The organism is Streptomyces sp. NPDC094448 (genome assembly GCF_044763775.1).
In the GTDB taxonomy this organism is placed as follows: Bacteria; Actinomycetota; Actinomycetes; order Streptomycetales; family Streptomycetaceae; genus Streptomyces.
This window is the reverse complement of record NZ_JBIWGU010000011.1, coordinates 127,454-149,172: the sequence shown is the minus strand read 5'-3', so window position 1 is coordinate 149,172 and position 21,719 is coordinate 127,454. Positions and strand designations below refer to the sequence as shown.

The 21,719-nt window shown below is 71.9% G+C and carries 14 protein-coding genes; 8 read left to right on the top strand and 6 right to left on the bottom strand.

The annotated features are described in order from the left end of the window. The first annotated feature begins 193 nt into the window (after nucleotides 1-193). The 5 genes from ACIQ9E_RS22320 (at nucleotide 194) to ACIQ9E_RS22300 (ending at nucleotide 5,676) form a co-directional block, all read left to right on the top strand. A complete protein-coding gene (locus ACIQ9E_RS22320) occupies nucleotides 194-2,041 on the top strand; it encodes an SDR family oxidoreductase (RefSeq protein ID WP_403709597.1) in 1,848 nt (615 codons plus the stop codon). A 68-nt stretch (nucleotides 2,042-2,109) separates the two neighbouring features. Continuing rightward, nucleotides 2,110-2,724, top strand: a complete 615-nt coding sequence (locus ACIQ9E_RS22315) for a MerR family transcriptional regulator (RefSeq protein WP_403709595.1) — start codon at nucleotides 2,110-2,112, stop codon at nucleotides 2,722-2,724. A 262-nt stretch (nucleotides 2,725-2,986) separates the two neighbouring features. Then, nucleotides 2,987-3,592: an RNA 2'-phosphotransferase gene (locus ACIQ9E_RS22310; protein WP_403709854.1), complete on the top strand. Its 606-nt coding sequence runs from the start codon at nucleotides 2,987-2,989 to the stop codon at nucleotides 3,590-3,592. A 123-nt stretch (nucleotides 3,593-3,715) separates the two neighbouring features. Further along, complete coding sequence (locus tag ACIQ9E_RS22305; protein WP_403709593.1) at nucleotides 3,716-4,609, top strand: LLM class flavin-dependent oxidoreductase; 894 nt, start codon at nucleotides 3,716-3,718, stop codon at nucleotides 4,607-4,609. A 209-nt stretch (nucleotides 4,610-4,818) separates the two neighbouring features. Then, a complete protein-coding gene (locus tag ACIQ9E_RS22300) occupies nucleotides 4,819-5,676 on the top strand; it encodes a Cof-type HAD-IIB family hydrolase (protein ID WP_403709591.1) in 858 nt (285 codons plus the stop codon). Nucleotides 5,677-6,015: 339 nt separating this feature from the next. Here the strand turns inward: ACIQ9E_RS22300 and ACIQ9E_RS22295 are convergent, their stop codons facing one another. The 6 genes from ACIQ9E_RS22295 to hisC all read right to left on the bottom strand — a co-directional run bounded on the left by ACIQ9E_RS22295 (nucleotide 6,016) and on the right by hisC (nucleotide 17,393). After that, entirely contained in the window at nucleotides 6,016-7,293 is a 1,278-nt protein-coding gene (locus ACIQ9E_RS22295; protein ID WP_403709589.1) for a peptidoglycan DD-metalloendopeptidase family protein, read from the bottom strand. Nucleotides 7,294-7,514: 221 nt separating this feature from the next. Beyond that, nucleotides 7,515-9,287 (bottom strand): GAF domain-containing sensor histidine kinase, encoded by a 1,773-nt coding sequence (locus ACIQ9E_RS22290; protein WP_403709587.1) that lies wholly within the window; start codon nucleotides 9,285-9,287, stop codon nucleotides 7,515-7,517. Between the two features lie 178 nt (nucleotides 9,288-9,465). Then, nucleotides 9,466-13,164 (bottom strand): thiol reductant ABC exporter subunit CydD, encoded by a 3,699-nt coding sequence (gene cydD, locus ACIQ9E_RS22285; RefSeq protein WP_403709585.1) that lies wholly within the window; start codon nucleotides 13,162-13,164, stop codon nucleotides 9,466-9,468. A 222-nt stretch (nucleotides 13,165-13,386) separates the two neighbouring features. Further along, nucleotides 13,387-14,388, bottom strand: coding sequence for a cytochrome d ubiquinol oxidase subunit II (gene cydB, locus ACIQ9E_RS22280; RefSeq protein ID WP_403709583.1), 1,002 nt, complete (start codon nucleotides 14,386-14,388; stop codon nucleotides 13,387-13,389). 21 nt (nucleotides 14,389-14,409) lie between these two features. Next, the gene (locus tag ACIQ9E_RS22275) at nucleotides 14,410-15,918 is read right to left on the bottom strand and encodes a cytochrome ubiquinol oxidase subunit I (protein WP_403709581.1); all 1,509 of its coding nucleotides are present in this window, start codon (nucleotides 15,916-15,918) and stop codon (nucleotides 14,410-14,412) included. Nucleotides 15,919-16,310: 392 nt separating this feature from the next. Next, entirely contained in the window at nucleotides 16,311-17,393 is a 1,083-nt protein-coding gene (gene hisC, locus ACIQ9E_RS22270) for a histidinol-phosphate transaminase (RefSeq protein WP_403709580.1), read from the bottom strand. A 396-nt stretch (nucleotides 17,394-17,789) separates the two neighbouring features. Between hisC and ACIQ9E_RS22265 the strand changes: the two genes are divergently transcribed. The 3 genes from ACIQ9E_RS22265 to ACIQ9E_RS22255 all read left to right on the top strand — a co-directional run bounded on the left by ACIQ9E_RS22265 (nucleotide 17,790) and on the right by ACIQ9E_RS22255 (nucleotide 21,684). Beyond that, nucleotides 17,790-18,902: a LacI family DNA-binding transcriptional regulator gene (locus ACIQ9E_RS22265; protein WP_403709578.1), complete on the top strand. Its 1,113-nt coding sequence runs from the start codon at nucleotides 17,790-17,792 to the stop codon at nucleotides 18,900-18,902. 353 nt (nucleotides 18,903-19,255) lie between these two features. Continuing rightward, complete coding sequence (locus ACIQ9E_RS22260) at nucleotides 19,256-20,701, top strand: metallophosphoesterase (RefSeq protein WP_403709576.1); 1,446 nt, start codon at nucleotides 19,256-19,258, stop codon at nucleotides 20,699-20,701. Between the two features lie 149 nt (nucleotides 20,702-20,850). Continuing rightward, nucleotides 20,851-21,684 (top strand): hypothetical protein, encoded by an 834-nt coding sequence (locus ACIQ9E_RS22255; RefSeq protein ID WP_403709574.1) that lies wholly within the window; start codon nucleotides 20,851-20,853, stop codon nucleotides 21,682-21,684. The last annotated feature ends 35 nt before the right edge of the window (nucleotides 21,685-21,719 follow it).

Here is a 21,719-nt window from a genome sequence, read left to right as displayed (position 1 = left end):
GCAGGGGCGGAGTGTCATGAGGCGGAGTGTCATGAGAGGGGGACGCGCAGGGCCAGGGCGGATGGCAGGGAACGGATGACGGAGACCGGGTGGCAGGGACACGGGCCGGACACCGGCGAACGGGTCACGGCGGGCGCGGAGTAGGCGCAGGGGCACGGAGTACGGGCTTACGGAGTGCAGGGGAGGCACGGAGATGGCTGGGGGTGACCGGATGGGTGCTGCGGCGGACGGTTCGGGGGTGCCCGGGGTGCCCGGGGCGCGGGAGCGCCGGGTGCGGACGGGTGGTGTCGAGCTGTGCGTGGCCGAACTGGGCGTGGCCGGACCGGGCGAAGCGGATCGGCCGACGGTCGTTCTCGTCCACGGCTATCCGGACAGCAAGGAGGTCTGGTCCGAGGTCGCCGGGCGGCTGGCCGCGGACCACGGGCTGCATGTGGTGCTGTACGACGTCCGGGGGCACGGGCGTTCGTCGGCGCCCCGGCCGCTGCGGGGCGGTTTCACCCTGGAGAAGCTGACGGACGACTTCCTCGCAGTGGTGGACGCGGTGAGCCCGGACCGGCCGGTGCATGTCGTCGGCCACGACTGGGGGTCCGTGCAGGCCTGGGAGTTCGTCACCGTGGCGCGTACGGAGGGCAGGATCGCCTCCTTCACGTCGATGTCCGGGCCGTCGCTCGACCATCTGGGCCACTGGGTCAGACGGCGGGCCGCCCGGCCCACCCCGCGGGCGCTCGCCCAACTGCTGGGCCAGGGGACGCGCTTCTGGTACGTCGGCGCACTGCACATCCCGGCCCTGCCCGAGCTGGTCTGGCGCGGGCCGCTGGGGCGGGCCTGGCCGGGGCTGCTGGCCCGCAGCGAGAAGGTGTCGTCGGCGGACTATCCGACGGCCTCGCTCCCCACGGACGCAGCGCACGGGGCCTGGCTGTACCGGGACAATGTGCGGTCCAGGCTGTCCCGGCCCCGGGCGGATGCCCGTGCGCACTGCCCGGTCCAGCTGATCACGGCCACCGGGGACGTCTTCATCTCCGAGCGGCTCAACGACGATCTGGCGGAGTGGGTGCCTCGGCTGACCCGTCGCTCCGTGGTGGCCAAGCACTGGATGCCGCGGAACCGGCCCGATCAGTTGTCGGCGTGGATCGCCGGGTTTGTGCTGGCCCAGGAGGGCGGACCCGGAGGTGCCGGGGCCGCGCCGTCCGGCCGGGTAGCGGCGGTCGGCCCTCGCGCGGAGCGGTTCGGTGGCCGGTTGGTGCTGGTGACGGGGGCGGCGAGCGGTATCGGCCGGGCGACGGTCCTGGCCTTCGCGGAGGCGGGGGCGCGGGTGGTGGCCGTCGACCGGAACGCCGGGGACGTGGCGCGGACCGTCGAACTGGCGCGGCGGGGCGGGGCACTTGAGGCCTGGGCCGAGGTGGTCGACGTCTCCGACGAGGGGGCGATGGAGGAACTGGCGGCCCGGGTAGCCGGGCAGTACGGCGTGGTCGACGTCCTGGTCAACAATGCCGGTATCGGGATGTCGGGCCCCTTCCTGGAGACGTCGTCCGACGACTGGCGGAAGGTCCTCGACGTCAATCTGTGGGGGGTGATCCACGGCTGCCGGCTCTTCGGGCGGCAGATGGCGGACCGGGGGCAGGGCGGCCATATCGTCAACATCGCTTCGGCGGCCGCCTATCAGCCCTCCAGGTCCCTGCCCGCCTATGGAACGTCCAAGGCAGCGGTGCTGATGCTGAGCCAGAGTCTGCGGGCCGAGCTGGCGGGCCGGGATATCGGGGTCTCGGTGGTCTGCCCGGGGTTCATCAACACCGGCATCACGTCCACCAGCCGCTTCACCGGGGTCGACGCCGCCGAGGAGCGGCGCAGGCAGCGCAGGGCCGCCCGGCTCTACGAGCTGCGGAACTACCCGCCGGAGAAGGTGGCCGATGCGATTCTCCGCGCGGTGCTGCGCAACAGCGCGGTGGTGCCGGTAACGCCCGAGGCGCGCGTGACCCTGCTGCTGTCCCGGTTCGCCCCGAGGGCACTGCGCGCTCTGGCGCGGGTGGAACCGCGGCTGTGATGGAACGGCCGCCCCCGAACGCCAGGGTTCGGCCCGGAGAGCTACGGAGACGCGAGGGAGGGGACACCATGTCCGAACAGCCGGTCGCGGAGTACCGCATCGAGGATCTCGCGCATCGGAGCGGCGTCACGGTCAGGACGATCCGGGCCTACCAGGACCGGGGTCTGCTGCCGAAGCCGGAGCGGCGGGGCAGATCCAATGTGTACGGCACCGCCCATCTCACCCGTCTCCGGCAGATCGCCGGCCTTCTCGACCGCGGCTACACCCTTGCCTCGATAAGGGAGTTGCTGGAGGCCTGGGACACCGGGCGGGGACTGGGCGGGGTCCTGGGACTGGCCACCGGGGCGGAGGGGGCGGAGTCCGGCGGGGACACGGACACCGCCGGAGCCGCCGTGCCGGTCCGGCGTCCGCTGCCGCTTGGAGAGCACACCACCGGTACCGAACTGGGCGGCTCCGTGCAGATCTTCGCGCCGCGGCGCCTTCATCACCGTCCGGCAGGAGGCGGAGCGGTGGCCGGCGCCGCGGAGCCGGGTCCGGTCGTTCTGCCGGTGGAGACGATCAGGGCCGTACAGAACCTGGTTGGCCCGGAGAACACCGCGGCCTTCATCACCGCTGCCACAGAACGGGAGCTGCAGGCACGGACCTTGGACACCCTGACGGCAAGCTCCCTCCGGAAGAGCTGACTTCGTCAAACGCTGTGAAGTACAGCCCAGTTGTCCACAGAATCGCCAATTCCCTTGTGGATAACTCATGTTCACTGTGGATCAAACCTGGGAGTGCTCACTATTTCGGTGGCATCGGCCACAGGAACGGATCACCCTGAGGGCCATGGACAATAAGAGCGACAAAAAGATCAATAAGGCTGTCGTATCGGCTGACGGACCGACAGCGGGCGGGCAACCGGACGGTGCCCGGCGGGACCGCACCGGACGGCGGGACGGCGGGATACCGGATGACCGGCCGCCCGTCGGAACGCTCGACGGCAGACGGACCGTGCGGGTGTCGAAGTACCTGTCCAAGCATCTGCGCCATCAGCCGCAGCGTCTCGGTATCACCCTGGACGCCCAGGGCTGGGTCGGCGTCGAGACGCTGCTGACGGCGCTCGCCGAGCACCGGATGCCCCTCACCCGCGCCGAGCTGGAGCATGTCGTCGCCGTGAACGACAAGCGCCGCTTCACCCTCGACGGTGACCGCATCCGGGCCAACCAGGGCCATACGGTGGCGGTGGACCTCGGGCTGCCGTCCGCCGTCCCGCCCGCGTACCTCTACCACGGCACCGTCGCGGCCCGGCTCGCCCCCATCCGCGCGGAAGGCCTGCGGCCCATGGCTCGTCACCATGTCCATCTCTCCCCCGACCGGGAGACGGCGACCCGTGTCGGCGCCCGCCGCGGGCGGCCGGTGGTGCTGTCGGTCGACGCCGCGGCGATGCACCGGGCCGGCCATGTCTTCCGGGTCAGTGCGAACGGAGTCTGGCTGGCGGACGCGGTCCCCCCGGCTTTCCTCCGCTTTCCCGGGCCGACGGGCCGGGAGAACGGACCCGGGAAGCCCTGAACCGGTCCCCTGCCCGGGCCGTACTGCCCCGGCCCCGTCAGGTCCGGACCGGCTACCCCTCGCCCTCGTACCGCGTACCGCATCGGCCCCGGAGGCCACCCGCGGGGACGTATGGTCGGGGGTATGCGTCTGAGCACCGTGATCCTTCCCATCCACCGGTGGGCCGAAGGGCAGAAGAACTGGCGGCAGGCCGAAGACCTCGGCTTTCACACCGCGTACACCTACGACCATCTGACCTGGCGCACGTTCCGCGACGGCCCCTGGTTCGGTGCCCTGCCCACCCTGACCGCCGCAGCGTCGGTGACCGGACGCATTCGGCTCGGCACCCTTGTGACCTCCCCGAACTTCCGGCACCCCGTCCCCCTCGCCAAGGAGCTGATGAGCCTCGACGACATCAGCGGCGGCCGTTTCACCCTCGGGATCGGGGCTGGCGGCGACGGATTCGACGCCACCGCCCTCGGCCAGGAGCCGTGGACGCCCCGGGAGCGCGCCGACCGGTTCGCCGAGTTCGTACCGCTGCTGGACCGGCTGCTCACCGAGGAAGCCGTCAGCCATGAAGGCACCCACTACTCGGCCCGGGAAGCCCGGGCCCTCCCCGGCTGCGTCCAGCGTCCCCGGCTGCCCTTCGCCGTCGCCGCGACCGGGCCGCGCGGTATGCGGCTCGCCGCCCGCCACGGGCAGGCGTGGGTGACCACGGGCGACCCGAAGATCGCCAAAACGGGCACGCCCGAGCAGTCCCTCACGGCGATCGGCGCGCAGCTGCGCCGCCTGGAGGAGATCTGCGCGGAGACCGGCCGGGACGCCGCCGGACTCGACCGGATCCTGCTGACCGGCTTCACCCCGGACCGCGGTGCCCCGATGGAGTCCCTGGACGCGTTCGTCGACTTCGCGGGTGCCCACTTCGCCCTGGGGATCGACGAGATCGTGATCCACTCCCCGATCCCGGACTCGGAGTTCGCCGCGGATCAGGCGGTCTACGAGAAGATCGCCTTGGACGCCCTGGCCCAGCTGCGCTGACGGCCCGCCGCGGACCCGGCGGGCCCGCGCCTTCCAGGAGCGGTGCCCGCCCCCGTACCACCGCGGCACGGGAGCACAACCGCATCCCTCCCACCCCTCACGCCGCTATGGCCCCGTCCGCCGCTCCGGCACCCCCGCCGGGGCCGTCCGGTGTCTCATCCGTGCCTCCACTCGCACGCACGTGCGGCTTTGTGCGGAAGAATGAATGGGTGACCCCTGCAACCGATCCCCGCGGCCCGTCCCCGGCCCCTCCGCCCAGGCTGATCGCCACGGATCTGGACGGCACCCTGCTGAACGACGACAAGACGGTCTCGGCGCGGACCGTCGCCGCGCTCGCCGCGGCCGAGGACGCGGGGATCGAGGTCTTCTTCGTCACCGGCCGCCCGGCCCGCTGGATGGGGGTCGTCAGCGACCATGTCCACGGCCACGGCCTGGCGATCTGCGCCAACGGCGCCGCCGTCGTCGATCTGCACTCCGGCGGCACCCTCCTCACCGTCCACCCGCTGGAGCGCGCCACCGCCCTCGGCGTCGTACGGACCCTGGGCACGATCGCGCCCGGCACCACCTTCGGAGTCGAAACCACCGGCGGTTTCCACCACGAACCGGCATATCCGACGCTGTACGCCGACGAACCGGGAACCATCGTCGCCGCGGCCGAGAAGCTCCTCCAGGACGGTGCCGTCGGCGGGGCACCGGTCATGAAGCTGCTCGCCCAGCACCCGGAACTCGCCCCGGACACCTTCCACGCACTGGCCCGGGAGCACATCGGAAGCCTCGCTTCCGTCACCCGGTCCAGTGCGGGCGCGCTGCTGGAGATCAGCGGTCCGGGCGTGAGCAAAGCCAGCACGCTCGCCCGCTGCTGTGCCGAGCGCGGTATCTCCGCCGCTGAGGTCGTGGCCTTCGGGGACATGCCGAACGATGTGGAGATGCTCCGCTGGGCGGGGACGTCGTACGCGATGGGCAACGCGCACCCGGACGTGATCGCCGCGGCGTCGGGGCGGACCGTCGCCAACAACGAGGACGGTGTCGCCGTCGTCATCGAGCAGATCCTGCGCGAGCGGACCTGACCGCGGCCGGGCGGGGGATCCGACGAAGGACCCCGTGAGATCCGACCGGCCGGGACACGGCCGGTGGGACGCACGGCAGTGGGACACGCCGCCGGACCGGGTGCGGCAGCGCAGCAGGACACCGCGAGCCCGGCCCGGGACAGAGGCAGAGGCAGAGGCAGGGATAGAGGCAGGGGCAGGGGCACAGCCCGGCCCCGGTGGTCTCCGGTGTACGGCACTCCGGCGTCAGCCCGAGCGGCGCCCCGGCACGGCCCCGGGTCGGAGCCCACCGCGGCCATGGCCGGGGTACCGGGCATCCCGGGCGGCGGCCGGGCCCCACGCGCCGGCGGTGCCCCGGCGTCAGCCCGCGTCCGGGCCCGCCGACGACGCCAGCCTGACCCCCCGCTCCCGCAGCCAGCCCGCCGGATCCACCCCCGACCCCAGGTACGGGGTGAGCCGCACCTCGAAGTGCAGATGCGGCCCGGTCGAATTGCCCGTCGACCCGGCGAGTCCGATCACCTGTCCCGTACGCACCGACTCGCGCCGCCCCACCGCCACCGACGACAGATGCGCGTACTGCGTGTAATAGCCGTCGGGGTGCCGGACGACGATCTGGATACCGAAAGCACCACCGCAGGACACCGACAGCACCCGGCCCGCTCCCACCGATCGGACGGGCGTGCCGATGTCGACGGCGAAGTCCTGGCCGGTATGGCGGTGGGCCCAGCGTTCACCGCCGCTGCCGAAGCCCGCGGACAGCCGGTAATGGTCGACCGGCGGTACCCAGGCCGGGCCCCCGCCGGACGCGCCCGGCTCCGCCCCCGCGGCACCCCGGGCCGGACCCGCGCACGTCCCAGCCGCAGACCGGGCCGCCGCCTCGTTCCGGAGCGTCCAGCGCGCCGCCTCCAGCCTGCGTTCCAGCCCCCGCCGCACCCGGGCGAGCCGCGCCGTGCGCGCCTCCAGGTCGTGCCGCGCCCGCCGGGCCCGCTCCTCGGCCGCCGCCAGCTCCTCCGCCGCCGCCCCGGCACGTACCAGCAGCCGCTGAACAGCGGTCTCGGCCTGCCGGGCGGCCCGCCGTCCGCGCATCAGCTCATCCGGATCCTTGGCGAGCAGCAGTCCGGCGGTGGCGGTGAGCTGTCCGCCGGTGCGGTACTGGTCGCGGGCGATCGCCCCCACATCGTCGTGCAGGGCGGCGACTTCGGTACGGCGCAGGGCGAGCTGCTCCTGGAGCCGGGCCACCGCTACCCGCTGTCCGTCCGCCGCGCGCCGGCTCCTCTCGTACCCGGCGGTGATCTCCGCCGTCTCCTCGAAGAGCCGCGCCACCTCGGCGGATGTACCGCTGACCGCGGCGCCGTGGGCCGGCGCAGGGGCGGACGGGTCCGCCTGCGGACGGCCCGCCGGGTCCCCGGAGCCCTCGGGCCCTTCGGCTCCGGACGGTTCCACGGATCCGGCGCGATCCGGATCCGCCGAGTCCGCTGCGTCCGCCGAGACCGGGACGCCCGGGCCCTCTTTCGGCGGGTCCGCGGGTTTCTCCGCCGTGGCCGGGACGGCGGTGCCCGACCCGGCCGGTCCCGCGGTCGCCGTCACCGCGGTTCCGCCCGCCCCGACGGCGACCGCGGGACCGGGTACCAGCAGCACACATACCACCATCACCAGGACGGACAGGGGCGACCGGCGGCTTCGGCACAGGCACATGCTCCGGATCGTCACCCGCGGAATCCCCGATCCCGGGGAGCGCCGGGGCTCCGTACGGCCACCCGGACCAGCAAATCCCCCCGGCCCGCCGAAGCGCGGCCATTCGCCGGCCTCTCCGCGGGCCCGGGAGCGACCCGCCCGGCTCCTCCGGTCCCGCCCTCCCCCTACAGCGGTGCCTCCCAGCGGACCGTCGTCCCCTGACCGCCCTCGCCGATGCCCGCCCCGCAGGTGCTCGACCCGCCCAGCGACTCGGCCCGCCGCGCCAGATTGCGCAGCCCGCTGCGCCGCCCCCCGACCGGGATGCCGACGCCGTCGTCGGCGACCGTCAGCCGTACCCCGTCCGTCCCGTCCGGCAGCTTCACCGTCGCGTCCACCACCACGTCGATGCGCGACGCGTCCGCGTGCCGGAACGCGTTCGACAGGGCCTCCCGGAGCGCCGCGATCAGATTCTTCCCGGTCAGCTCTCCGACCAGCGTGTCCACCGGCCCCAGAAAACGGTGGCCGGGGGTGAATCCGAGCGGTACGGCCGCCATATTGATCTCGCGCAGGACCCGGGTCCGCAACCCCGAAGGCGCCTCCGCCGGCCCCTGCTGGAGCGCGAAGATCGCGGTACGGATCTCCTGGATGGTCACGTCCAGTTCGTCGACGGCCTTGCCGACCCCGTCCTGGACGGCGGGCACCCGGGACCGCCGCTGGGCCCCCTCCAGCATCATCCCGGTCGCGAACAGCCGCTGGATCACCAGATCGTGCAGATCGCGGGCGATCCGGTCGCGGTCCTCGTAGACCGCGAGCCGCTCCCGGTCGCGCTGCGCCTCGGCCATGATCAGGGCCAGTGCGGCCTGGGAGGCGAACTGGGTGGCGAGGGTCCGCTCCGCCTCGGTGAACTGGCGGGCGCCCCGGGCGCGCGGGGTGGCCAGCGCCCCCAGTACCCGGCCGCCGCTCTGGAGCGGCAGCATCATGCAGGGCCCGTACCGTCCGGCACTTCGGGTGATCACCCGCGGATCGGTGGCCGCGTCCGCGACGAACACCGGCTCCCCGGCCAGCAGCCTCTCGATCACCGGGCTCTCCGACGGCATCACCTCGCCCAGCGCCGTCTTGGGCCGGTCGGCGGCGACGGCCACGATCTCCAGGCCGCCCTCTTCGGCCGGGAGCAGCACGATCCCGGCGGCGGCGTCGGCGAGCCGGCGGGCCTGTTCGGCGACGACGGTCAGCGCGTCCTCGGCGTCCCCGCCGGACAGCAGGGCGGTGGTGACGGCGACCGAGCCGTCGATCCACCGCTCGCGCTGCCGGGCGGCCTCGTAGAGGCGGGCGTTGCCGATGGCGATGCCCGCCTCGGTCGCCAGTACCCGCACCATGTGCAGGTCGTAGTCGTTGAACTCGGCCCCGCCGCGCTTCTCCGCGAGGTAGAGGTTGCCGAAGATCTCGCCTTGGACGCGGATGGGGACACCGAGGAAGGTCCGCATCGGCGGATGCCCGGGAGGGAAACCCGCCGAACGGGGGTCGGTGGTCAGATCGGCGAGCATCACCGTCGCCGGATCGTGGATCAGCGCACCGAGCAGCCCCCGCTGGCCGTCGGGCCGGTGACCGATCAGGGCGGCTGTCTCCTCGTCGATCCCGTGGGTGACGAAATCGGAGAGCCCCCGGCCCTCCTCGTCGACGACACCGATCGCGGCATAGCGGGCGTCGGCGAGTTCGGCCGCGGTCTCGCAGATCCGGTCGAGGGTGGTGTGCAGTTCCAGACCGGTACCGACGGACCTCATCGCCTCCAGCAACTGCGGCACCCGGGCGGTCAGCTCGGTGGACAGCCCCTGGAGGCTGCGGGTCACCCGGGTCGCGGCCTCCAGTGGATCGCCCGTCGCCCCGGGGTCCTGCGCAGGGTCCGGCACCTCGTCGGCGTCGACGTCGGCGTCGGTGGGGTCCGGGGCGGGCTCTGTCATGCCCTTGAGCCTAGTAATTCCGATTTGGCGAGAAAAGTCGGCTCCCTCGGGCGCGGTGGGGCCGCGGCGGCGCCCGGCCGGGCCGGGGCGTCCCCGAACGCGCCCCCGACCGGGCCCGGGGCCGTCCTCGTGGGCCCGGCAGCCGGCGCAGGCCGCCGACCCGGACACCGTCCGTCTCTCAGACCGCTCCGGCCGTCGCCGGCGCGTCCTCCGCCGTCACGTCCGTGGCCCGTTCCCGGTCCAGCATCCGCCGCAGCGGTCCGTCGATCGCGGCCAGTTCGGTGTACGGACCGCGCTGTACGGCCCGTCCGTCCTCCAGCACCACCACCTCGTCGACCATGTCGAGCCCCCGGAGCCGATGGGTGATCAGTACGGTCGCCCCGCCCCGCCCGGTCCGTCCCTCCGTCGCCGCCAGCAGGTCCGCGGTAAGGGCGTCGGCCGTGGCCAGGTCGAGGTGCTCGGCCGGCTCGTCGAGGATAAGGACGGGGAAGTCGGCGAGGAGGGCACGGGCCAGCGCGAGCCGCTGCCGCTGGCCGCCGGAGAGCCGTGCGCCGTGCTCCCCGACCAGGGTGTCCAGGCCCTGCGGCAGCCCGTCGACCCAGTCCAGGAGCCGGGCCTCGTCGAGAGCCTGCCGCAGTTCGCCCTCCGTGGCACCGGGGCGTCCGATGCGCAGGTTCTCGCGGACCGAGCTGTCGAAGACATGGGCGTCCTGGGCGCAGAGCCCGACGAACCCGCGGACGGTGTCCCCGTCGAGGGTCCGGGCATCGGTCCCGCCCAGGGTGTACGAGCCCCCCGGTCCGGCCGCCGGATCGGGAAGTCCCGCCTCCGGGCCGGGAAGGTCGCGGGAATCGCGGGAATCGCGGGAATCGCGGGAATCCCGGAAATCGAGGAAGCGCAGCAGCACCTGCGCCAGCGTGGTCTTGCCGGAGCCGGACGGGCCGACGATCGCGATCCGGCTGCCCGCCGCGACGGTGAGGTCGATACCGTCGAGCGCGTTCCGCCCCTGATCCGGGTACCGGGCCCGCACACCCCGCAGCTCCAGCGGGAACGCCGTCGCGGGCGCCGCCGCGGGCACCTCCGGTTCCCGCACCGGGACGGGCGCGTCCAGCACCTCGTACACCCGCTCCGCGCTCCTGCCCACCCGCTGCCGGTACTGGACGGCCAGCGGCAGTGCGTTGACCGCTTCGAAGGCGGCGAGCGGGGTGAGGACGACGACCGCGAGGCTGACGCCGTCGAGCCGCCCGTCCCGTACGGCCGCGACTCCGGCCAGTGCCACGAGAACGACCGTCAGGCCGCAGGCGAGCGCGGTGAGTCCGGAGCCGAGCGCGGTGGCGGCGGCACCCCGTGAGGCGATCCCGGTCAGCCGCCGGTCGGCTTCCCGTACGGCTTCGGTACGGGTCCCGAGCGCCCCGGCGACGGTCAGTTCGGCGGTGCCGCGCAGCAGGTCGACCGTGCGGGTGGCGAGCACGCCCCGGGCGGGTGCGAGCTGTCGTTCCGCCCGCCGCGCGATCGCGCCGCTGAGCAGCGGTACGGCCAGTCCCGCGGCCAGCAGTCCGGCGGCAAGCAGGGCGCCCGCCTCGGGCAGCAGCCAGGCCGTGAAACCGACGGCCCCGGCGCTGACCAGCACCGCCGATCCCGCCGGGAGCAGCCATCGCAGCCAGTAGTCCTGGAGCGCGTCCACATCGGTGACCAGCCGGGACAGCAGATCACCGCGACGGCTGCGGTTCAGCCCGCCCGGGGCGATCCGCTCCAGTCCGCGGTGGACGGCGACCCGCAGATCGGCGAGCATCCGCAGCACGGCGTCGTGGGAGACGACGCGTTCGGCGTAGCGGAAGACGGCCCGGCCGATGCCGAAGGCGCGGGTCGCGGTGACGGCCATCATCAGGTACATCACCGGCGGCTGCTCGGACGCCCGGGAGATCAGCCAGCCGGAGACCGCCATGAGTCCGACGGCCGAGCCCAGCGCCAGGCTGCCCAGCAGCAGTGCCAGTCCGAACCGGCCGCGCCGGCGGTCGGCGGCCCGGCGGACCCGGGTGAGGGCCGGGACCCGTACCCCCGGCACCGCCGCCCGTTCGTCGTCGAACTCGCAGAAATCACGGAAATCGCCGGACAGTCCGCCGTGCTGCCCGCTTCCCGGGTCCCCGGCCGTCCTCGGACCCTCGGCACCGGCGTACGGACTCGCGTACACGCCGGTCTCCGCGGCCCCGGCGCCCACCGGCTCCAGGGCCCCGGCGTCCGCCGTACGCGTCCGGGTCAGGCGCACGACCCGGTCCGCGAGCGTCAGCAGCGCCGGCCGGTGGACCACCAGCAGGACGGTCCGCCCGGCCGCGAGCCGCCGTACCGCCGCCACGACCTCCTCCTCCGTACCCCCGTCCAGCGCGGCGGTGGGCTCGTCGAGCAGCACCACCGGCCGGTCCGCGAGGAACGCCCTGGCGAGCGCCAGCCGCTGCCGCTGCCCCGCGGAGAGTCCGGAACCGTCCTCACCGAGCACGGTTCCGGTGCCCTCGGGCAGCGCGGCGACGAATTCGTACGCCCCGGCCTGCCGCAGGGCCTCCCGTACCGCCGCGTCATCGGCGTCCGGCCGGGCCAGCCTGACGTTCTCGGCGACGGTTCCCGCGAAGAGGTGCGGCCGCTGGGGCACCCAGGCGATCCGCTCCCGCCAGCGTTCGGCGTCCAGTTCCGCGAGCGGGACGCCACCGACCGTGATCCGGCCCTCGGCGGGTTCGGTGAAGCCGAGGACGATATCGAGCAGGGTGGATTTGCCGATCCCGCTCGGGCCGACCAGGGCGACCGTCTCACCCTCCTCGACGACCAGGGTCGCGGAGTCCAGGGACGGTTCGGCCCGGCCCTCGTGGCGTACCGTGACGCCGGTCAGCTCCAGCCGTACGGAAGCGGGTACGGGCCGCGTTCCGGCGCGGCGCGGTTCGCTCTCCAGGACGGCGAAGATCTCCTCGGCGGCCGCCAGCCCCTCCGCCGCCGCGTGGTACTGCGTGCCCACCATCCGGATCGGCAGATACGCCTCGGGCGCCAGGATGAGAATGACCAGCCCGGTGTACAGGTCCATTCCGCCGTGCACCAGCCGCATACCGATGGTGACGGCGACCAGGGCGACGGAGAGGGTGGCGAGCAGCTCCAGCGCGAAGGAGGAGATGAAGGCGACCCGCAGGGTGCGCATGGTGGCCCGCCGGTACTCGGCGGTGATCGTACGGATCGACTCCGCCTGCGCCTTGGCCCGGCCGAAGATCTTGAGCGTCGGCAGACCGGCGACGACATCCAGAAAGTGCCCCGACAGCCGCGAAAGCTGCCGCCACTGACGGTCCATCCTGGCCCGGGTGTACCAGCCGATCAGCACCATGAAGAGGGGGATCAGCGGCAGGGTCACCACGATGATGGCCGCGGAGACCCAGTCCTCGGTGACGATCCGGGCCAGCACCGCCACCGGGACGACGACCGCCAGACCCAACTGGGGCAGATAGCGGGCGAAGTAGTCGTCGAGGGCGTCGATACCGCGGGTGGCCAGTGCGACCAGGGACCCGGTGCGCTGTCCGCTCAGCCAGCCCGGCCCCAGGGCCGCGGCCCGCTCCAGCAGCCGCACCCGCAGCTCCGACTTGACCGCCGCGCCGGCCCGGTGTGCCGCCAGCTCGGTCAGCCAGGAGACCAGCGCCCTGCCGACCGCGACCGCCGCCAGCAGGGCCAGCGGGGTCAGCGCCTCCTCGACACCGAGCCCCTTCTGGAAGGCTCCGACCACCACTTCGGCGATCAGCATCGCCTGGGCGATGACCAGCGCCGCCCCGATCAGGCCGAGCAGCACGACCGCGGCGAGAAAGCGGCGGGTGGTTCGGGCGTAACGGAGCAGACGCGGGTCGATCGGTTTCACGTGAAACATCCCCTACGGACGAGCAGTCCTATGGACGGGAGGTGGAGCGGAAGGAGGGACCGGAACGGGGCGGCGGCACGGAAGCCGTACACCGGCAGCCCGGCCCGGCCGATGGCCCGGGGCCACAGCCCGGCCCGGCCCGTGACCTGGGGCCGGAGCCCGGCCTGGTCGGCGGCCCGGGACCCGTACGGCGCAGGCCCCGGGCCGGACCATGACCGGCGGTCAGTGTGCGTCGGCAATGTGCTGTGTCCCGATCCGCTTCCGGAAGACCCAGTACGTCCACCCCTGGTAGAGCATCACCAGCGGGGCGGCGATCCCGGCGCACCAGGTCATGATCTTCAGGGTGTACGGGGTCGACGAGGCGTTGGTGACCGTCAGGCTCCAGGCCTCGTTGAGCGACGACGGCATGACGTTCGGGAAGAGCGTGAGGAAGAGCATCGCGACGGCGGCCACGATGGTCACTCCGGAGAAGGCGAACGACCAGCCCTCGCGCCCGGCCAGATTGGCCCCGATTGCCGCCACCAGGGCCACCACCGCCACGATCATCGCGACCAGGCTCGCCGTATCGCCCCGGTCGGCCTGGGTCCAGCCCAGGAAGCCGAGCGCGAGGACCGCGGTGAGCAGCCCCAGCTTGGTGGCGAGCGCCCTGGCCCGGCCCCGGATGTCACCGACGGTCTTGAGCGCGGCGAACACCGCGCCGTGGAAGGTGAACAGGGTCAGCGTGACGAGCCCGCCGAGCAGCGCGTACGGGTTGAGGAGATCGGCGACATTGCCGACGTACTCCATATCACCGTTGATCTTCACGCCCCGGACGATATTGCCGAAGGCCACCCCCCAGAGGAAGGCCGGGATCAGCGAGCACCAGAAGATCGCGTGCTCCCAGTTGGTCTGCCAGCGGTCCTCGTCCCGCTTGTGCCGGTACTCGAAGGCCACCCCGCGGACGATCAGACAGAACAGGATGATCAGCAGCGGAAGGTAGAAGCCGGAGAAGAGGGTGGCGTACCACTCGGGGAAGGCGGCGAAGGTGGCACCGCCCGCCGACAGCAGCCAGACCTCGTTGCCGTCCCAGACGGGACCGATGGTGTTGATCAGCACGCGCCGCTCCTTGCGGTCGCGGGCGAGGAGTTTGGTGAGAACGCCGATGCCGAAGTCGAACCCTTCGAGGAAGAAGTAGCCCGTCCAGAGGAAGGCGATCAGCACGAACCAGACGTCGTGGAGTTCCATGACTGCGCAGCTCCTTCGGCCTCAGTAGGAGAAGGCCATCGGCCGGTCGGCGTCACGGTCGTCGCCGCCGATCTTCGTGGGCGGGTTGAGATCGGCCTCGGTCAGTTCGGGCGGTCCGAGCTTGACGTACTTGACCAGGAGCTTGACTTCGATCACGGCCAGCACCGCGTAGAGCAGGGTGAAGACGATCATCGAGGTGAGGACCTCGCCCTGGGAGACACCCGGGGAAACCGCGTCCTTGGTACGCAGTACTCCGTAGACCACCCACGGCTGGCGGCCCATCTCGGTGAAGATCCACCCCCAGGAGGTGGCGATCAGCGGGAAGGTCATCGTCCACAGGGCGGTGATCCAGTACCAGCGGGCGAAGCGCGGGCTGAGGGCCTTGCGACGGAAGAGCACCAGATTCGGCACCTCGTCCTCTCCCGTCCGCAGTGCGGCAGGGAGCAGGAACTTCTTCCGGGTCAGCCAGAGGCCGAGCACACCGAGGGCGAAGGAGGCCATACCGAAGCCGATCATCCAGCGGAAGCCCCAGTAGGCGACCGGGATATTCGGCCGGTAGTCGCCGGGCCCGTACTTCTCCTGCTCCATCTTGTTGATGTCGTTGATTCCGGGGACGTACGAGTCGAAGTCGCCGTTGGCGAGGAAGGACAGTATCCCGGGGATCTCCAGGGCGACCTCGTTGTGGCCCTTGTCGACGTCGCCGTAGGCGAAGAGCGAGAAGGGCGCCGGTGCCTCGCCGTCCCAGAGGGCTTCGGCGGCGGCCATCTTCATCGGCTGCTGCTTGAACATCACCTTGCCGAGGAAGTCACCGCTGACGGCGGTGAGCAGTCCGGCGGCGATCACGGTCACCAGTCCGAGGCGGAGGGAGGTCCGCATGACGGGGATGTGCTTGCGGCGGGCCAGATGGTAGGCGGCGATGCCGACCATGAAGGCGCCACCGACCAGGAAGGCGGCGGTGATGGTGTGGAAGAACTGGGTGACGGCGGTGTCCTGCGAGAGCACCCGCCAGAAGTCGGTCAGCTCGGCCCGGCCGCGCTCCTCGTTGATGCGGTAGCCCACGGGGTGCTGCATCCAGGAGTTCGCCGCCAGGATGAAGTAGGCGGAGAGGACCGTGCCGATCGACACCATCCAGATACAGGCCAGGTGGATCTTCTTGGGCAGCTTGTCCCAGCCGAAGATCCACAGCCCGATGAACGTCGACTCGAAGAAGAAGGCGATCAGCGCCTCGAAGGCGAGCGGGGCGCCGAAGATGTCACCGACGAAGCGAGAGTAGTCCGACCAGTTCATCCCGAACTGGAACTCCTGGACGATGCCGGTGACGACACCCATGGCGATGTTGATCAGGAACAGCTTGCCCCAGAACTTGGTCGCCTTGAGGTACTTCTCCTTGTTCGTCCTGACCCAGGCGGTCTGGAGCCCCGCGGTCAGTGCGGCCAGGGAGATCGTGAGAGGGACGAAGAGGAAGTGGTAGACGGTCGTGATGCCGAACTGCCATCGCGCCAGGGTCTCCGGCGCCAGAGCCAAGTCCACGTCGTCATCTCCTTACATCGACGAGGTCGATCGGCAGTTTGCCTGATTAATCCCATCCATTGCGGGATGAACGAGACACGCTTGTGAAAGCGTTCACATTCACATGAGATTATGTCTCATACGAAATCCACACTGATGACCGGGGGGTACCTCTTGACGCGACGGCCCGGCCGGCGCTAGTCGTCCCCGGCGGATCCTGCCCCGCCGCCCCGCCGCCCCGCCGCCGGGGCTCCGGGGGCTCCGGGGGCTCCGAAACGTTGCGGCCGGACCGGGAGCACCCCCGGCCCGGCCGTAAACACCGACGGCCCGGGTCCTCGGAGGACCCGGGCCATGACTGCGACGCGATATCCGCACGCGCGTAAGGACGGGGGGCGGCGGCGCCCCTCCCCCCGCTACAGCTTCTTGTCGAAGTCCCCCGCCACCCGCAGGAACAAATCATTCGCCTCCGGCTCGCCGATCGTGATCCGTACCCCCTCACCCGGGAACGGCCGCACCACGACCCCCTCCTTCTCGCACACCGCCGCAAACTCCTCCGTCAGCTCGCCCAGCCTCAGCCAGACGAAGTTGGCCTGCGTCTCCGGCACGGTCCAGCCCTGCCCGACCAGGGCCCCATGAACCCGGTCCCGCTCACCGACCAGCATCCCGACCCGCCCCAGCAGTTCGTCCTCCGCCCGCAGCGAGGCGACGGCCGCGTCCTGCGCCAGCTGGGTCACCCCGAACGGCACCGCCGTCTTGCGCAGCGCCGCGGCGACCGGCTCATGGGCGATCGCGAACCCGACCCTCAGCCCGGCCAGCCCGTACGCCTTGGAGAACGTCCGCAGCACCGCCACATTGGGCCGGTTCCGGTAGATCTCCACCCCGTCCGGAACGTCCGCGTCCCGGATGAACTCCCGGTACGCCTCGTCCAGCACGACCAGCACATCCGACGGCACCCGGTCGAGGAACCGTTCCAGCTCCGCCCGGCGCACCACCGTGCCGGTGGGGTTGTTCGGATTGCAGACGAAGATCAGCCGGGTCCGGTCGGTGATCGCGGCGGCCATGGCGTCCAGATCGTGCACATCGCCGGAGGTCAGGGGCACCTGCACCGCCGTCGCCCCGCTGACCCGGGTGATGATCGGGTACGCCTCGAAGGACCGCCAGGCGTAGATCACCTCGTCACCCGGGCCCGAGGTCGCCTGGAGCAACTGCTGGGCCACGCCGACGGAACCCGTACCGGTCGCCAGATGCGACAACGGCACCCCGTACCGGTCCGCCAGCTCGGCCATCAGCTCCGTACAGGCCATATCCGGGTAGCGGTTGAACTGGTGCGCCGCCGCGACGGCGGTCTCCAGCACCCCCGGCAGCGGGGGGTAGGGGTTCTCGTTGGACGACAGCTTGTACGCGACGGACCCGCCCGCGGCCGCCGCCGGCCGACCCGGCTTGTACGTGGGAATTCCGTCCAGCTCGACACGTAGCTTCGGGCTCGTCTCGCTCACCGCAGATCCTCCTCGAACGACCGTCCGTCCACGGCCCCGGCACGGGAAATCCGGCCCGGACCCCAATACTGCACACCCTATGAGGATTACCTCCGGAGGGAACCCCGTGAACCCCCGCGGACCCCCGCGGAGCCGGGGGAGCGCAAGCTCTTCCGGCGCGCGCCCGTGGCTCGCTCCGTGGCGCGCGTCCCCCGTAGAGGTGAGTTGAGACCTCTTCGCAACCTCGAAGCAGCTTCAGGCTTGGACCGCACTACACCTCGGCCGCCCTATGACTAGCGGATAAGTGCCTTAAATTCCAAGGCAGTTGATGGCTTATGATCATGCAGAATCGTGCCTGTCAACGAGTGCAATGGCGATCGGTCCCACCGCCCGCACGAGCCCTAATATCGGCACGCCATGACAGCAGCAGGGAAGCACCAGGTGAGCCGGACGGACACAACCCGCCGGGGCAGCCGGCAAGGTCGGGCAGGCATCCGAGATGTCGCCGCCGCAGCCGGTGTCTCCATCACGACTGTCTCGGACGCGCTGAACGGGAAGGGCCGGCTCCCGGACGCCACCCGCAGACATGTGCGCGAGGTCGCCGACCGGCTGGGCTACCGCCCGTCGGCGGCCGCGCGCACCCTCCGTACCGGAAAGTCGGGCCTCATCGGCCTGACCGTGACGACGTACGGGGATGAACCTTTCACCTTCACGGAGTTCGCCTACTTCGCCGAGATGGCGCGGGCGGCCACCTCCGCCGCGCTCGCCCGCGGCTATGCGCTGGTGATCCTCCCCGCGACCTCGCGCCACGACGTCTGGTCCAACGTGGCGCTCGACGGGACGGTCGTCATCGACCCGTCCGACCACGACCCGGTGGTCACCGAGCTGGTCCGCCAAGGCCTGCCCGTCGTCTCCGACGGCCGCCCGGCCGGCACTCTCCCGGTCACCGCCTGGGTGGACAACGACCACGAGGCGGCCGTCCTCGACCTCCTCGACCATCTCGCCGACGCGGGCGCCCGCCGGATCGGACTGCTCACCGGCACCACCACGGACACCTACACCCGGCTCTCCACCACCGCCTATCTGAACTGGTGCGAGCGGGTCGGCCAGGACCCGGTCTACGAGTCCTACCCCGCCCACGACCCCTGCGCCGGGGCCGTCGCGGCCGACCGGCTCCTCGCCCGCCCCGACCGCCCGGACGCCGTCTACGGGCTCTTCGACCCCAACGGCACCGATCTGCTGGCCGCCGCCCGCCGCTACGGACTGCGCGTACCCGAAGATCTGCTGCTGGTCTGCTGCAGCGAATCGACGGTCTACGCCACCACCGAACCGCCCATCACCACGCTCTCGCTCAAGCCCCGCCGGATCGGCACCGCCGTCGTCCAGCTCCTCATCGACGCCATCGAGGGCATCGACGAGGACCGACCGGTCGAGCAGGTGATACCGACGGAGCTGATCGTCCGGACCTCATCGCAGCGCCGCTCCCCGCGGACCACCGTCAGCCCGCCGCGCTCCCCCGCGCCGGACTAGGCCGTTCCGCACGGACGCCCCCGGCCGACTCCCAGCCGGCCCGGGGCCGTCCGGGCCTCGGCGTGTCCGGAAACGTTCCGCCGCCGTACCGAAGGGCCCCGGACCGGCCCCGGACCGTCACCACGACGTCACCAGTACGTCCCCGGTCGATATCCGGCGCGACGCCGGGCATCCCCAATTGGGGCCCTATTGGGGCGAAACAGCCGACGTGTCAGGGGTACGGCGGGATTCACCACCCCTGGTGCGTCACAGAGCGCGGACCTCATTCCTATGATGGGCGGACGACACCGCGGACCACCCCGACCAGGCTGGGCCGAGAGGTGAACGGCGGCGCGACGGTGGTGGAGGGGTCGATGACTCAGGGGGCCGGTCAGGGACCCGTGGTGCGCACGGCGACGTTGCGCGATTTCCGCGTTCCGCCCTATGCGCAGATGCCCGTGCAGTCGGAGCCGGCGCAGGACGACGAGCGCCCCGAGAACATCCCGGCGCCGCGCGCGCCCGAGGCCGCGGCGCCGCCGCCCGCCGGGCCCGGGTCCGAGCCGCACCAGGCCGTCCGGGAGTACCCGGCGGCCGCCGTGCCGCAGCACGAGCAGGGGCAGCAGCCGGCGCACCGGACGGACATTCCGGGGTACGAGCAGGAGCCCGCCCCCTACCCCGGACCCCAGCAGGACCACCGGGTGCACCCGGCCGCCGAACCCCCGTCTGCGCACCGGCCGCACCCGGAGCCGTACGCCGACCCGGCCCCGGCCGGGCACCCCGGTGGCGACCGGCCGTACCCCGCGCAGACGCACCCCGGAGACGCCCTCACAGGACAGGCGCACGCCGCGGAGGTGCATCCCGGGAACGCCGTCCCCGAGGACGAGCTGCCCGAGGGCTACACCCCCACCGAACGGGACCTGCCCGTCATCGGCCGCGCCGAGCCCGACCCCGGCACCCTCCCCCTGACCGGCACCGCCGAGGCCCCCGTACCGACCGAACGGGGCCCGCTCTACGTCGTCGGCGACGTCCACGGCTATCTCGACCAGCTCGTCGCGGCCCTCACGGCCCAGGGGCTGATCGACGCCGAGGGGAACTGGGCCGCGGGCAATGCCCGGCTCTGGTTCCTCGGCGACTTCACCGACCGCGGCCCCGACGGCATCGGCGTCATCGACCTGGTGATGCGGCTCTCGGCCGAGGCAGCGGCCGCGGGCGGCTACTGCAAGGCCCTGATGGGCAATCACGAACTGCTGCTGCTCGGCGCCAAACGCTTTGTCGACACCCCGGTGAACTCCGGTGCGGGCACCGCCACCTTCCAGGCCGCCTGGCTGCTCAACGGCGGCCAGAAGTCCGATATGGACCGGCTCCAGGACGTCCACGTCCAGTGGATGGCCCGGCTCGACGCGGTCGCCGTCGAGGACGACCATCTGCTGCTGCACTCCGACACCACCGCCTATCTGGACTACGGCGATACCGTCGAGGACGTCAACGAGGCCGTCCAGGACGTCCTCACCCGCAACGACCCCGACGAGTGCTGGGACCTCTTCCGGAAGATGACCAAGCGGTTCTCCTTCCGCGACGAGGAGGCGGGACCGCCCGCCGTCCGCGAACTGCTCGGCGCCTACGGCGGCAGCCGGGTCGTCCACGGCCACAGCCCCATCCCGTATCTGCTCGGCGAGGTCGGTACGGAGGACGGCGAGGACGGCGAACGCCCGGTCGTCGAGGGCCCGCACGTCTACGCGGACGGGCTGGCGATCGCCATGGACGGCGGAGTCACCATGGCCGGAAAGCTCCTTGTCGTCCAGTTGCCGGTGGCCGGCTGACCCAAGCCGGTTGGGCGTTTTACCGAAAGTCCCTGTCACCCCGTGCCGTAACGGCTCTACCATCTGCTTATCCGTTGCAGGCTCTCCTCCGTCTATCACCGGAAGTCCCGCTTTCTTATGGGCCTTTCGGGCGTACGGAGTATCGGGGGATGCACATGAACAGCGTTCCGCCCCTGCTCAGCGAGGACCGCGCCGAATTCCAGCGGCTCCTTGACGACGTACTGCGCACTGCCCATGAACGACCGGATCTGGCCACGATCGGCGAACGGCTCAACGCCACCCAACTGCGGACGATGGCGCTCAACAACACCGCGCTGATCACCGCTTCCGCCGCACCCGAGTACGCCCACTATGTACGGATCCGCGAGGAGGCCCACTCCCCCTCGCCCCAGGCCACCGGAGGGTCCGGCGCCGCCGAAGCGGTACCCGGCGGCGGGGACCACGACGGCACGGGCGCCGGTATGGGGGCCGTCTTCACCGTGCTCGCGCCGGTCCTCGCCGGTACGGCGGCCCTGATCTTCCTGCTCGTCGGCCATCTGCTGAAGATGCTCGACCCCCCTCCCTCCTTCGCCTCACCCCTGGTCTCAGCGGGCTGGTTCTTCGCGGCCCTGACCGCGGCGGCCATTCTGACGGCGGCGATCGGACTGCTGATCACCGCCGTGCGCAACAGCTCCACCCAGGTACCGGCCGCGGAGCATGCGGAAGAACTCCCCGACGAGGTCGCACGGGCCAAGGACGCCTGGCTCCATGCCGTACTGGAACGCGGTCTGCTGCCCTTCCTGCGGATCACGCTGGAGGACCCCAGCTCCGATCCGCTCTCCCCGGCACCCCCGCGGCAGCCGAACCGGATACCGAAGATCGGCTACGACAGCCCGGATTTCACCAGCCCCGGCGAAGGCGCCACGGCCGGTCAGCGCCCCACCTTCACCAGCCCCGACTTCACCAGCCCGGACTTCGGCGGCCCCGATCACCCACCCGAGTGACCGGGGTGCCCCGGCGCCGACGGCGCCCAACTCGG

Bases quoted from the DNA above. Each gene is read 5' to 3' on its own strand.
- ACIQ9E_RS22260 (WP_403709576.1), top strand. From the start codon at position 19,256: ATGACTCAGGGGGCCGGTCAGGGACCCGTGGTGCGCACGGCGACGTTG.
- ACIQ9E_RS22305 (WP_403709593.1), top strand. From the start codon at position 3,716: ATGCGTCTGAGCACCGTGATCCTTCCCATCCACCGGTGGGCCGAAGGG.
- ACIQ9E_RS22255 (WP_403709574.1), top strand. From the start codon at position 20,851: ATGCACATGAACAGCGTTCCGCCCCTGCTCAGCGAGGACCGCGCCGAA.
- cydB (WP_403709583.1), bottom strand. From the start codon at position 14,388: ATGGAACTCCACGACGTCTGGTTCGTGCTGATCGCCTTCCTCTGGACG.
- ACIQ9E_RS22290 (WP_403709587.1), bottom strand. From the start codon at position 9,287: ATGACAGAGCCCGCCCCGGACCCCACCGACGCCGACGTCGACGCCGAC.
- ACIQ9E_RS22265 (WP_403709578.1), top strand. From the start codon at position 17,790: ATGACAGCAGCAGGGAAGCACCAGGTGAGCCGGACGGACACAACCCGC.
- ACIQ9E_RS22320 (WP_403709597.1), top strand. From the start codon at position 194: ATGGCTGGGGGTGACCGGATGGGTGCTGCGGCGGACGGTTCGGGGGTG.
- ACIQ9E_RS22315 (WP_403709595.1), top strand. From the start codon at position 2,110: ATGTCCGAACAGCCGGTCGCGGAGTACCGCATCGAGGATCTCGCGCAT.